Genomic DNA, 12,630 nt, shown 5'->3' on the forward strand with positions numbered 1-12,630 from the left:
TCAAACCCCGGCGCACCGGGGGCGTGTCACATCAGAAATTGTGGCGCAGGCCCAGTTCGTAGCCGTTGGAGCTCTCGTTGGCGGCGGTGCTGGCACCGGCCAGACCGGCGCGGGTGCCGGCGGTCAGGGCGGCATTGTTCTTGTTGTTCAGGCGGGCCACGGTGGTGTAGATCGAGGTGCGCTTGGAGAAGTTGTAGACATAACCCACGGCGAACTTGCTGGCCTTGGGCTCGGTGCCCAGGCCCAGACCGTTGTCGATCTTGACGGTGCTGTAACCGACCTTGAACACACCCGAACCCAGCGGTGCGGTGGCGGCCAGCGCGTAGCCCTTGGCCTTGGTGTCCACACCGGCAGCGGCCACGCCGTAAGGCGCGGCCGACGGTGTCGTCAGCGCGGCGCCGATGTTGATGGTGTTCTCCAGCTTCTGCTGCGAGTACTCGCCGCTGAACTTGACCACGCCGAAGTCATAGGACGCGCCCAGGTTGGTCACGCTGCGGTCGGCGGTGTTGGAGGCGGTGGCGTCGCCACGCTTGATGTCTTGCTTGCCATAACCGAAGGCCACGTCCAGCGGGCCCTGGCGGTAGCCGAGCAACAGGCCGGCGTAGTTGCCGTTCTTGTCGGTGCCGAAGGTGGCGTTGGACGCCTGCTCACCCAGTGCGTAGTGCAAATGGGCGAAAAAGCCGCCGAGTTCGGGCGTGAAGTAGTGGAAGCCGTTGGAGGTGCGCTGCTGGGCCTGGCCGATCAGGTTGGCCTGCCAGTGCACGTCATCACCGACGCTGTTGGTACCAAAGGGGTTGCGGTCGTCGTTGTAGAACGAGGGCACATTGCGGCGGCCGAACTGGAATTCACCGAAGGAGCCGGCCAGGCCCACGGTGGCGATGCGGTTGAAGGTCAGGCCTGCGGCAGAGCCACCGCTGATGTTGTCAGCACTGGTGGCAGCGCCGGAGCCGTTGTCCACGCTGATGCCAGACTCCAGATTGAAGTTGGCTTTCAGGCCACCACCGAGGTCTTCGGTACCGCGGAACCCGAGGCGGCTGCTGGCCCAGTTGCCCGAGGTCTGACCGGTCACGCTGGCCAGGGAGCCGGTGATGCGGGTCAGCGTGGTGTCCACCACGCCATACAGGGTGACGGAGGACTGGGCGAAAGCACCACCGGCGGCGGCCAGTGCAGCAAGGGCGATGAGGGGTTTCTTCATGAGGCAATCCAAAAAAAGTTGAAACAAAACTACCAGTCAGGTTTGTAACCAGGCCGTATTACAAACAGGTGTCAGTGGTTTTGCCACAACATTTTTGGCATGAGTTCATGACCCAAAGATCGGACCGGCTGGGCTCAGAGCCGGGCCTCCAGCGCATCGGCATAGAGCGCGGCCACGTCGCAGCCGGTCTGGTTGAAGATTTCCTGGAAGCAGGTCGGGCTGGTGACGTTGATCTCGGTCAGGCTGTCGCCGATCACGTCCAGGCCCACCAGCAGCAGGCCGCGCGCCATCAGCACCGGCCCCAGCGCCTCGGCGATCTCGCGGTCGCGCGGACTCAGGGGCTGGGCCACGCCCTTGCCACCGGCCGCCAGGTTGCCGCGCACCTCGCCCCCCTGGGGGATCCGGGCCAGACAAAAAGGCACGGGCTGGCCACCGATCACCAGAATCCGCTTGTCGCCCTGGGCGATGGCGGGAATGAACTTCTGCACCATCACGGTTTCGGCGCCGCCACGGTTCAGGGTCTCCATGATGCTGCCCAGGTTCATGCCGTCGGCAGTGACCCGGAAGATGCCCATGCCGCCCATGCCGTCCAGCGGCTTCAGGATGATGTCGTGGTGCTCGGCATGGAAGCGACGAATGTCGGCCGGGTCGCGGGTCACCAGCGTCGGGCCGATGAACTGCGGGAACTCCAGGATGGCCAGCTTCTCCGGGTGGTCGCGCAGCGCCCGCGGCTTGTTGAAGACCCGGGCGCCTTCGCGCTCGGCCTGTTCCAGCAAATGGGTGGCGTAGAAGAATTCGGAATCGAAGGGTGGGTCTTTGCGCATCAGCACCGCGCCAAAGTCGGCCAGCGCCACCGGCCGGCAGTCGGCGCCGGGGTGGGCGTCGGCATACCAGGCCAGCGGGTCGCCGGTCAGTGTGATGTCGCGCACATAGGCGGTGACGCGGCCGCCGCGCTGCCACATCAGGTCTTTGGGCTCGCACACCGACAGGCGGTGGCCGCGCGCCTGCAGCGCACGCATCATCACAAAGGTGCTGTCCTTGGTGATCTTGAAGGAGTCGATGGGGTCGGCGATGAAGAGCAGGTTCATCGGCCCATTGTCGCCAAGAAGTGCGCGGCGTGCACCCCGGGGGGCAGCCGCGCCGGCTGCGTCAGATCTCGATCTTGGAGCCCAGCTCGACCACCGAGTTGCTGGGCAGGTTCAGGAAGTCGGCCGCCCCGCTGGCGTTGTGGTGCATCTGGGCGAACAGCTTTTCGCGCCAGGGCACCATGCCACCGCCGATGGTGGGGATGACGGTGTCGCGCGACAAGAAGTAGCTGGTGTTCATGGGCTCGATCTCGCAGCCCCGGCCCCGCATCTGGCGCAGCGCGCTGGGCAGGTCGGGGTCGTTCTTGAAGCCATAGTGCACCACCACCTGCCAGCAATGGTGGCCCAGCGACTGGATCTCCAGCCGCTTGTCCAGGCCGATCCACGGCACCTCGTGGTTGCGCACCGTGACGAACAGATTGGTTTCGTGCAGCACCTTGTTGTGCTTGAGGTTGTGCAGCAGCGCGTTGGGCACCGCGCCCACGTCGCTGGTCAGGAACACCGCCGTGCCTTCCACCCGCACCGGCGGGCTGACGAACACCGCCTCCAGGAAGCTGGGCAGGTCGATGGCGTCGGCGCGCATTTTTTCGTTGAGCAGGCGGCGCCCTTCTTTCCAGGTCACCATCAGCGTGAAAATCGCGCCGCCAATCACCAGCGGGAACCAGCCGCCCTGCGGCACCTTGAGCAGGTTGGAGGCAAAAAATGCCAAATCGACCGCGAAGAAAAAACCAGTGGCGGCCACACACAGCCACAGCGGGTATTTCCAGCCGTAGCGGATCACGAAGAAGGTCAGGATGGTGGTGATCAGCATGTCGGTGCAGACCGCCACGCCATAGGCCGCGGCCAGGTTGCTCGACGACTTGAACATGCCCACCGCCAGCACGATGGCGACAAACAGCCCCCAGTTGACGAAGGGCATGTAGATCTGGCCGGTGTCCTTGACGCTGGTGTGTTTGACCCCCAGCCGTGGCAGGTAGCCCAGCTGGATGACCTGCTTGGTGACGCTGAAAGCGCCGGTGATCAGCGCCTGCGAGGCGATCACCGTGGCCATGGTGGCCAGCACCACCATGGGCAACTGGGCCCAGTCGGGCACCATCAGGAAGAACGGATTTTTCACCGCCGAGGGCTGCTGCAGCAGCAGCGCGCCCTGGCCAAAGTAGTTCAGCACCAGCGAGGGCATGACCACGATGAACCAGGCCAGCCGGATCGGCCGTTTGCCGAAATGGCCCAGGTCGGCGTACAGCGCCTCGGCCCCGGTGACACACAACACCACCGCGCCCAGGATGATGAAGGTGATGCCCGGGAAATCGACCATGAAGCTCAGCGCGTAGTGCGGGCTGACCGCGCGCAGAATGGCCGGGTTGTCCATGATGTGAGACACGCCCAGCAGCGCCAGCACCAGAAACCACAGCACGGTGATGGGGCCGAAGAACTTGCCGATGCCGCTGGTGCCACGTTTTTGCACTATGAACAGCGCCAGCAGCACCACCAGGGTCAGCGGCAGCACATAGGGGTGCAGGCCGGGCGACACCACCTCCAGGCCCTCGATGGCCGACAGCACCGAAATCGCCGGGGTGATGACACCGTCACCGTAAAACAGCGCGGTGCCAAAAATGCCCAGCAACAGCAGCACCCGGCGCAGCTCGGGCTTGTCCTTCACCGCCTGCGAGGCCAGGGCCAGCATGGCCACCAGGCCACCCTCGCCGGCGTTGTCGGCGCGCAGCACCAGCACCACGTACTTGAAAGAAACGATGACGGTCAGTGTCCAGACGAACATCGACAGGATGCCGTAGACGTTCTCCGGCGTGAACGGCACATGGCCGCTGCCAAAGACCTCCTTCATCGCGTACAAAACGCTGGTGCCAATGTCGCCGTAGACAACTCCGATGGCGCCGATGGTGAGCGCCGCGAGCGATGATTTCGAGCTTTGCACTGGGGTCTGGGGCCCGGGTCAGCAGCCAGGGTGGCCGCGTTGGGAGTCCGTCACATGAAGAAAGAACGCCATTGTGCGCCGCTCAGCCCCCGCAAAACTGAGGTAAGACGCCAAAAAAACCGGCAATTTCGCAGATTTGTTGCGATGCAGCAACTGTGCCTGGCCGCCGCTTGACGGCCAGGCCGGGGCCCCGCTCAGTCGTAGACTTCGGCGTTGGGGTCGGTGGCTTCCAGCTCGTAGCTGGCGGCCAGCATGGCCAGCCGGCCAATCACGCCATACATGTAGAAGCGGTTGGGCGCGCTGGCGCCGGGCTTGATGCCGGGCTGCGGCAAATGGGTGGAGTTGGCAAAGGCCAGCGGCACAAAGCTGGCGCCGGGCGCGTTGAGGTTTTCGTCGATGCCACGCTCGGCGTGGATGCGGTAGAAGCCGCCCACCACGTAGCGGTCCATCATGTAGACCACCGGCTCGGCCACCGCGTCGTTCATGCGTTCGTTGGTCAGCACCCCCTCCTGGATGATGACCTCCCCCACCGTCTGGCCGTCCTTGATGACGCTCATCTTGTTGCGGGTTTTGCGGTTCAGCGCCTCCAGGTCCTTGACGTCGCGCACCGTCATGATGCCCATGCCATAGGTGCCGTTGTCGGCCTTGACCACCACAAACGGCTTCTCGTTGATGCCGTATTCCTTGTACTTGCGCTTGATCTTGGTCAGCAGCGCGTCCACGTTGCTGGTCAGGCAGTCCATGCCCGTGCCCTCGGCGAAATTGACCTCGCCGCATTTGTTGAACATCGGGTTGATCAGCCAGGGGTCCACGCCCAGCAGCTTGCCGAAGCGCTTGGACACCTCTTCGTAGCACTGGAAATGCTTGCTCTTGCGGCGCACGCTCCAGCCGGCGTGCAGCGGCGGCAGCAAATACTGCTCATGGATGTCCTCCAGGATGCCGGGGATGCCGGCGCTGAGGTCGTTGTTGAGCAGGATGGTGCAGGGGTCGAAGTCCTTCAGCCCCAGCCGGCGCTTGCTGCGGATCACCGGCTCCAGCGTCACGCTCTGGCCGTTGGGCAGGTTGACGACGGTGGGCTCCTTGATCTCCGGGCTGATGGAGCCGATGCGCACGTTCAGGCCGGCCATGTGGAAGACCCGTTGCAGCTGCACCAGATTGCTCAGGTAAAAGGTGTTGCGGGTGTGGTTTTCCGGAATCACCAGCAGGTTGCGGGCCTCGGGGCAGATCTTCTCGATCGCCGCCATCGCCGCCTGCACCGCCAGCGGCAGCATCTCGTCGGTCAGGTTGTTCCAGCCGCCGGGGTAGAGGTTGGTGTCCACCGGCGCCAGCTTGAAGCCGGCGTTGCGCACGTCCACCGAGCAGTAAAACGGCGGCGTGTGCTCCATCCATTCGAGGCGGAACCAGCGCTCGATGGCCGGCATGGAGTCGAGCACTCGCTGCTCGAGCTCGTTGATGGGGCCGGTCAGGGCGGTGACGAGATGGGGAACCATGCGGCCTCGCGAAGGGATGTCAAAAGGATTCTAAAAAGTGGGGACATTGTCCCCGCTTGCAAGCCCGCACCCCGCGGACCGCCCACTGGGCCGTCAGGCGCGCACTTCGCCCTCGCCCAGCACCACGTATTTCAGCGAGGTCAGGCCTTCGATGCCCACCGGCCCGCGGGCGTGGAACTTGTCGGTGGAGATGCCGATTTCGGCCCCCAGCCCGTACTCGAAGCCGTCGGCGAAGCGGGTGCTCGCATTCACCATCACGCTGGCCGAATCCACCTCACGTAGAAAGCGCCGGGCGTGCAGGTGGTTGGTGGTCAGGATGGCGTCGGTGTGGTGGCTGCCGTAGTGGTTGATGTGGGCGATCGCCGCATCCACCCCGTCCACCACCTTGACGCTGATGATGGGCGCCAAATACTCCTCGAACCAGTCCTGCTCGGTGGCGTCGGTCAAATGGGCCTGGGGCAGCGCCGCCAGAATGGCCTTGGCCTCGGCGTCGCAGCGCATCTCCACGCCCTTGGCGGCAAAGATGGCGCCGATCTGGGGCAGGAATTCGGCCGCCACGCCGCGCGCCACCAGCAGGCCCTCGCTGGCGTTGCAGGGGCTGTACTTGTGGGTCTTGGCGTTGTCGGCCACCGCCACCGCCATGGCGATGTCGCAGGGGTCGTCCACATAGGTGTGGCAGTTGCCGTCCAGGTGCTTGATGACCGGCACCTTGGCGTCGCGGCTGATGCGCTCGATCAGCCCCTTGCCGCCGCGCGGAATCACCACGTCCACGTACTGGGGCATGGTGATCAGCTGGCCCACAGCCTCGCGGTCGGTGGTGGGCACCAGCTGCACCGCTTCGGCCGGCAGGCCGGCCTCGGTCAGCGCCTGTTGCACCAGCCGGGCCAGCGCCTTGTTGGACTCGATGGCTTCCGAGCCGCCGCGCAGGATGCAGGCGTTGCCGCTCTTGATGCTCAGAGAAGCGGCCTCGATGGTCACGTTGGGCCGGCTCTCGAAAATCATGCCGAACACGCCAATCGGCACCCGCATCTGGCCCACGCGGATGCCGCTGGGCTGCTGCTTCAGACCAATCACCTCGCCAATCACGTCGGGCATGGCAGCCAGCTGCTCGCAACCCTCGGCCACGGTGGCAATCACCTGCGGCGTCAGGCGCAGCCGGTCCACCAGGGGGGCGGCCAGACCGGTAGCCTGGGCGCGGGCGATGTCCTTGGCGTTGTCCAGCTGCAGCGCGTCCACGTTGGCGCGCAGCCGCACGGCCAGCGCCTTCAGCGCCTTGTTCTTGGTGGCGGCAGAGGCCTTGGCCATCTGGGCCGAGGCCTGCCTGGCCTGCAGGCCCAGGGTCTGCATCAGTTCGGAGATGTTGAGCGCGTTCATGCCTGGGATTGTGCCGATTGCAGCAAATCGCGTGTTTTCAGGGCTTCCCGGCGTGCCGCGGCGGCGAAATCGTCGCCCGACGAAGCGTACAGGATGGCCCGCGACGAGTTCACCACAATCGGTGCATCGACCCGCCAGCCGGCCTTGACCGTGGCCACCGCGTCGCCGCCCTGAGCACCGACGCCGGGAATCAGCAGCGGCAGCGTGGGCGCCACCGCCCGCACGCGCTCGATCTCGGCCGGGTAGGTCGCGCCCACCACCAGGCCCAGCTGGCCGTTCAAATTCCACGGACCTTGCGCCAAACGGGCCACATGCTCGTACAGCAAGGGCTGGCCGTCGACCGAAGCCAGGCGCTGGGCCTGCAGGTCGTCACCGCCCGGGTTGGAGGTGCGGCACAGCAAAAAGGCGCCCTTGCCATGGTGCTTCAGATAAGGCTGGACCGAGTCAAACCCCATGAAAGGCGACAGCGTCACCGCGTCGGCGCCGTAGCGCTCAAAGGCCTCGATGGCGTACTGCTCGGCGGTCGAGCCGATGTCGCCGCGCTTGGCGTCCAGAATCACCGGCACCTGCGGCGCCACCTGGCGGATCTGGGCGATCAACTGCTCCAGCTGGGCTTCGGCGCGATGCGCGGCGAAATACGCGATCTGCGGCTTGAAGGCGATGGCCAGGTCGGCCGTGGCCTCGACGATGGCGGCGCAGAAGTCAAAAATCCGGCTGGCATCGCCCCGCATGGCCCCGGGAAACTTGGTGGGTTCGGGGTCCAGGCCCACACACAGCATGGACGCGTTTTTCTGCTCCGCCGCGCGCAGCATCTCGAGGAAAGTCATCCCCCGATTGTAAGGAGGGCCCCCACGGCTGCTCACTGCGTGTGCGCCCTGGCCTTGCAGGCCGCGGCGCCGCCAGAGTCAGCGCCTCTTCGGGCTGTCCAACACCCCCTTCAGGGCGTGCTCAACACTTCCAGCGCCAGGCACAGGTCAGCCCAGGCCTTGGCTTTTTCGGGCAGGGCGCGCAGCAGATAGGCCGGGTGGTAGGTCACCACCACCGGGATGCCGCGGTAACGGTGCACCCGGCCGCGCAGCTTGCCCAGCGGCGTGGTGGCCACGTCGGGCAGGGTTTCCTGCAGCAGCGCCTGCACCGCGAACTTGCCCGAGGCCAGGATGATTTTGGGCTGCAGCAGCTCGATCTGACGCGCCAGAAAAGGCTGGCACTGCGCCATTTCTTCCGGAGTGGGGTTGCGGTTGCCGGGCGGCCGGCATTTCAGCGTGTTGGCAATGAAAGCGCCCCGCAAACCGTCGCTGCCGCGGCGGCTCAGGCCCACGGCCTTGAGCATGTTGTCGAGCAACTTGCCGGCCTGGCCCACAAAGGGCTCGCCGGCCAGGTCTTCGTTTTCGCCCGGCGCCTCGCCCACCACCAACCAGTCGACCTGCGGCGGCGCGTCGGCCTGGGCAGGGGCCGGTCCAACGCCGAACACGGTGTTTTTGCGGCTCTGGCACAGGCCACAGGCCTGGCAACCGGCCACCGCCGCTTGCAACGCCGCCCAGTCCATGGTGGCCACCGGCCCGGCGTCAATGCGGATGGGTGCGGCACGGGCGGCCACAGGAGCGACCATGACCGGCGCTGGTTTGGCCTGCGGCACAGGCGCCACAGTGGCTGCGGCCGGTGCGGCCACGGGCGCAGGGGCCGCAGCAGGCAACGCCGGCTCGGCGGCCGGCCACCAGACCTGCACCCCCATCTCGGCCAGCATCGCGCGTTGGCGCGCGTCCAGATCCAGGCTCATGGCAACCTAGAGCTTGAGGCTCATCACCAGCGCGTGTTCACGCTGGCCGGCCGCGGCCGGGTAGTAGTTCTTGCGTTCACCGATGCGCTGAAAGCCGTAGCGCTGGTAGACCTCGTGGGCCCGGTCGTTGCTGACCCGCACCTCCAGCCACAGCCACTGGGCGCCGCGGCCACGCGACCAGATGGCCAGCGCGTCCAGCATCACCCGGGCCCAGCCCTGGCGCTGGTGGCCGGGGGCCACGGTGATGTTGAGCAGGTGCACCTCGTCCACACCCAGCATGGCCACGAAATAGCCCAGCACCTCGTCGCCGGCGCGCAGCAGCTGGGCCTCGTAGCCACTGGCCAGCGAGTCGCTGAAATTGGCCCGACTCCAGGGGTGGGTGTAGCAGGCCTGCTCGATGGGCAGCACCGCATCCAGCTTGCCCACGGTGAGCGGCTCGAACCAGGCCTCGCGGGGAGCAGCCACCGCGCTCATGGCGCCACCGCCTGGGTCACCACCGGAGCCGCTGCGCTGGCCTTGGCCTGGCGTTCGGCGGTGGTCAGCGCCACCTTGTCGCGCAGGTACAGCGGCAAGGCCTGGTCGGCCGGCAGGGTCTGGCCGGCGGCGATCAGCCCGGGCGCCAGCCGCAACATGGCCTCGGCGGTGGGCAGGGCCGGCAGGCAGACCACCCCGCTGGGCAGCCGCCCGGCGTAGGGGCCGCCCACGTTGCCGGCCAGCGCCCAGCCCGCCGGCACGGCGAGCCGCTCGGGCGCCACCAGGGCAACCGATTTCGGCAGCCCACCGTTGCAGGCCATGGTGAAGTCATATGTGGCGGTGTAGACCTCGTCCATCCGGGCGTCCAGCGCGGCCACCACCTGCAGCGCACCGTGGCGATGGCGGGCTTCGTCGGCCACGGCCAGCAGGGTGTCCATGGGCAGCGCCGGCACCGCAGCGCCACAGGCCAGACCCTGGGCCACGGCACAGGCGGTGCGCAGGCCGGTGAAGGAACCGGGGCCGCGGCCAAAGGCAATCGCGTCGAGTTCACGCAGCGTCAGGCCAGCCTCGGCCAGCAAGGCCAGGATGGCAGGGATCAGCTGGCTGGAGGCCAGCGCGCCGCCGGGCCCGCTGCGCGACCAGACCTGGCCCGCTCCGGCGGCGCCCAGGCCGCGGCCGACCGCGATGCTCAGGGTCTCGGTGCTGGTGTCAAAGGCCAGGATCTTCATGTGTCACCGATTTTTGCACCAATTGCGGCCGGTCCCGCCGACGTTGGCACTGCCCCACGCACCGCCTGTGCCCCGTCCGGCCCCTGGCCGCCGCCGGGCAGGGACTGGCGCACCGCCTGCACACCGAACAAAATACCGGCCGTCACCAGCCCCAGGCCAGCCCACAAATTCCACGACAGCGGTTCACCCAGAAACACCACCGCCCCCAAGGCCGACAGCCCCGGCACCAGCGCGGTGATCATGGTGGAGCGCACCGGGCCGTAGTGCTGGATCATGCGGGTGAAGGCAATGCCCGACACCACCACCGAGCCCAGGCCCTGGAACAGCACCTGGAACAGGATTTCGCTCCAGGGCGCGACCGCCAGCCGGCTGGGGCTCAGGCCCAGCAGCCCCAGCGCCGCGTAGGCCGGCACAAAGCTGACGCAGGCAAACACCGTGATGGCGATCGTGCCGCGCACCGCGTCCAGGCCATGGCGGCGGGCCAGCACGCTGTAAACCGCCCAGCAGGCCGCGGCCGACATGAACAGCAAATCACCCTTCCAGACCTCACCGCCGTCAAAGGCGCGCAACAGGCTGGCCCCACCCACCAGCAGGTCACCACCGACAATCAGCGCCAGCCCCACGGCGCGGAAAGGCGTGATGCGGTCGCCCAGCACCAGCGCGGCCAGCAGCGCGGTCCACAGCGGCAGACTGCCCGGCATCAGCACCGAGGCATGGGCGGCGGGGGCAAAAAAGAAGCCGCTGTAGGCCAGCATGGCGTAGCCCAGACCACCGAACAGCCCCACTGAGACCGTGACGCGGCGCGACAGCGGCGACAGGCCGAGCCATCCAGTGGCAGGGCTGCCGGCCATCTGCTGGCGCCGAGTCAACCACCAACCCCAAGGCACCAACACCAGACTGGCGCCGACGATGCGGCACAGGGCAATGTCAAAGGGGTGCAGGCTGCGCTGCGCCGAGGCGCGGGCAATGACGATGAAGGCGGTCCACACCACCACGGTGACCACCGCCGCCAGCAGGCCGATGGCCCGGGGCGACCAGTGAAAGGGGGAACGCATCCGACCATTATCCCGACCGCGGCCCGGCCCTGCACAGCACGCCAGATCGCCGCGCTAGACTCAGGTCGCCATGTCACACCCCCGCCCTACCCTGCACCGCAACCTTTGGCGGCTGGGCCTGTGGCTGCTGGCCGCGCTGCTGAGCCTGCCGGCCCTGGCCCAGACCCCCGCCGCGCCGCTGCCGGCCGAGGTCGAGACGGCCCTGGCCCGCAGCAAGCTGCCACGCGAGGCCTTCGGCCTGCTGGTGGTCGACACCGACACCAAGGCCACCCCCCGGCTGGCCTTCCAGGCCGGGCAGGCGATGAACCCGGCCTCGGTGATGAAGCTGCTCACCACCTACGTGGCGCTGGACCAGCTGGGCCCGGCCTACACCTGGCCCACCACGGTCTACACCGATGGCGCGCTGCGCGACGGCGTGCTGCAGGGCAATCTGTACATCAAAGGCCAGGGCGACCCCAAGCTGGTGGTCGAGCGGCTGTGGCTTCTGCTGCGCCGGGTGCAAGGGCTGGGCATCCACACGGTGGCCGGCGACATCGTGCTCGACCACAGCGCCTTCGAGGTGGCCGAGCAAGACCCAGGTGAGTTCGACGGCGAGCGGCTGCGGCCCTACAACGCCAGCCCCGACGCGCTGCTGCTCAACTTCAAGTCGCTGGTGCTGACCTTCGTGCCCGACCGGCGCGCCGGCACGGCCAGCGTGACGGTGGAGCCACGGCTGGCCGGGCTGCAGGTGCCCAGCCAGGTGCCGCTGTCAGCGGCCGACTGCGGGGACTGGCGCGGCGGCCTGAAGGCCGACTTCAGCGACCCCGGCCGCATCCGGATGGCCGGCAGCTACCCGGTGGCTTGCGGCGAACGCGCCTGGCCGATGGCCTACACCGACCCGGCCAGCCACGCCCGCCGCACGGTGGAAGGCCTGTGGCGCGACCTCGGCGGCCAGCTCGGTGGCAAGGTCCGCGACGGCCTGGTACCAGCCACGCTGAAACCGGCCTTCGAGCTGGCCTCGCCCACGCTGGCCGAGGTGGTGCGCGACATCAACAAGTTCAGCAACAACGTGATGGCCCAGCAGCTGTTTCTGACGCTGGGCCTGGCCAATTCGCCGCGCAGCGTGGGCACGCTGGAGGGAGCCCGGGCGGTGGTGCGCAACTGGTGGCGCGAGCGTTTTGGCGAGACCGAGCTTCCGGTGCTGGACAACGGCTCCGGCCTGTCGCGCCAGGAGCGCATCAGCCCGCAGGCGCTGGGCCGGCTGCTGCAGCACGCCTGGGCCAGCCAGGTGATGCCTGAGCTGATGGCCTCGCTGCCCATCACCGGCGTGGACGGCACCCTGCGCCGCAGCAAGCTGCGCCTGCCCGGCACCGCCCACCTGAAAACCGGCAGCCTGCGCGACGTGGTGGCCATCGCCGGCTATGTGGACACCGCCAGCGGCAAGCGGGTGGTGCTGGTGGCCCTGGTCAACCACCCCAACGCCAACGCCGCCCGCCCGGTGCTGGACGCGCTGGTGGAATGGGCGGCGCGCGACCAGTGA

General features: G+C 67.4%; 11 protein-coding genes. 1 reads left to right on the forward strand and 10 read right to left on the reverse strand.

Translation table 11 applies throughout. The annotated features are described in order from the left end of the window. Nucleotides 1-31: 31 nt before the first annotated feature. The 10 genes from AC4BAR_RS11670 to AC4BAR_RS11715 all read right to left on the reverse strand — a co-directional run bounded on the left by AC4BAR_RS11670 (nucleotide 32) and on the right by AC4BAR_RS11715 (nucleotide 11,111). Nucleotides 32-1,195, reverse strand: a complete 1,164-nt coding sequence (locus AC4BAR_RS11670) for a porin (RefSeq protein ID WP_490628036.1) — start codon at nucleotides 1,193-1,195, stop codon at nucleotides 32-34. Nucleotides 1,196-1,329: 134 nt separating this feature from the next. Further along, entirely contained in the window at nucleotides 1,330-2,283 is a 954-nt protein-coding gene (gene gshB / locus AC4BAR_RS11675; protein WP_490628037.1) for a glutathione synthase, read from the reverse strand. 61 nt (nucleotides 2,284-2,344) lie between these two features. Beyond that, nucleotides 2,345-4,213 (reverse strand): potassium transporter Kup, encoded by a 1,869-nt coding sequence (locus AC4BAR_RS11680; protein WP_490628038.1) that lies wholly within the window; start codon nucleotides 4,211-4,213, stop codon nucleotides 2,345-2,347. A gap of 194 nt (nucleotides 4,214-4,407) precedes the next feature. Then, nucleotides 4,408-5,703: a glutamate--cysteine ligase gene (gshA, locus tag AC4BAR_RS11685; RefSeq protein WP_490628039.1), complete on the reverse strand. Its 1,296-nt coding sequence runs from the start codon at nucleotides 5,701-5,703 to the stop codon at nucleotides 4,408-4,410. A 93-nt stretch (nucleotides 5,704-5,796) separates the two neighbouring features. After that, on the reverse strand, nucleotides 5,797-7,077 hold the full coding sequence (locus AC4BAR_RS11690) for a glutamate-5-semialdehyde dehydrogenase (RefSeq protein ID WP_490628040.1): 1,281 nt from the start codon (nucleotides 7,075-7,077) through the stop codon (nucleotides 5,797-5,799). Next, a complete protein-coding gene (gene pyrF / locus AC4BAR_RS11695; protein WP_490628041.1) occupies nucleotides 7,074-7,904 on the reverse strand; it encodes an orotidine-5'-phosphate decarboxylase in 831 nt (276 codons plus the stop codon). Before pyrF ends, AC4BAR_RS11690 begins: the two co-directional genes overlap by 4 nt. A 110-nt stretch (nucleotides 7,905-8,014) precedes the next feature. Further along, entirely contained in the window at nucleotides 8,015-8,854 is an 840-nt protein-coding gene (locus AC4BAR_RS11700) for a uracil-DNA glycosylase (RefSeq protein ID WP_490628042.1), read from the reverse strand. Between the two features lie 6 nt (nucleotides 8,855-8,860). Continuing rightward, nucleotides 8,861-9,328 carry a ribosomal protein S18-alanine N-acetyltransferase gene (gene rimI, locus AC4BAR_RS11705; protein ID WP_490628043.1) on the reverse strand — a complete coding sequence of 156 codons (468 nt, stop codon included), beginning with the start codon at nucleotides 9,326-9,328 and terminating at the stop codon, nucleotides 8,861-8,863. After that, nucleotides 9,325-10,056: a tRNA (adenosine(37)-N6)-threonylcarbamoyltransferase complex dimerization subunit type 1 TsaB gene (tsaB, locus tag AC4BAR_RS11710; RefSeq protein WP_490628044.1), complete on the reverse strand. Its 732-nt coding sequence runs from the start codon at nucleotides 10,054-10,056 to the stop codon at nucleotides 9,325-9,327. The genes rimI and tsaB overlap by 4 nt, the downstream gene beginning before the upstream one ends. Beyond that, a complete protein-coding gene (locus AC4BAR_RS11715) occupies nucleotides 10,053-11,111 on the reverse strand; it encodes a DMT family transporter (RefSeq protein WP_490628045.1) in 1,059 nt (352 codons plus the stop codon). Before AC4BAR_RS11715 ends, tsaB begins: the two co-directional genes overlap by 4 nt. Nucleotides 11,112-11,181: 70 nt before the next feature. Between AC4BAR_RS11715 and dacB the strand changes: the two genes are divergently transcribed. Next, nucleotides 11,182-12,630, forward strand: coding sequence for a D-alanyl-D-alanine carboxypeptidase/D-alanyl-D-alanine endopeptidase (dacB, locus tag AC4BAR_RS11720; protein WP_490628046.1), 1,449 nt, complete (start codon nucleotides 11,182-11,184; stop codon nucleotides 12,628-12,630).

This window comes from Rhodoferax sp. SPJ4 (assembly GCF_058216275.1).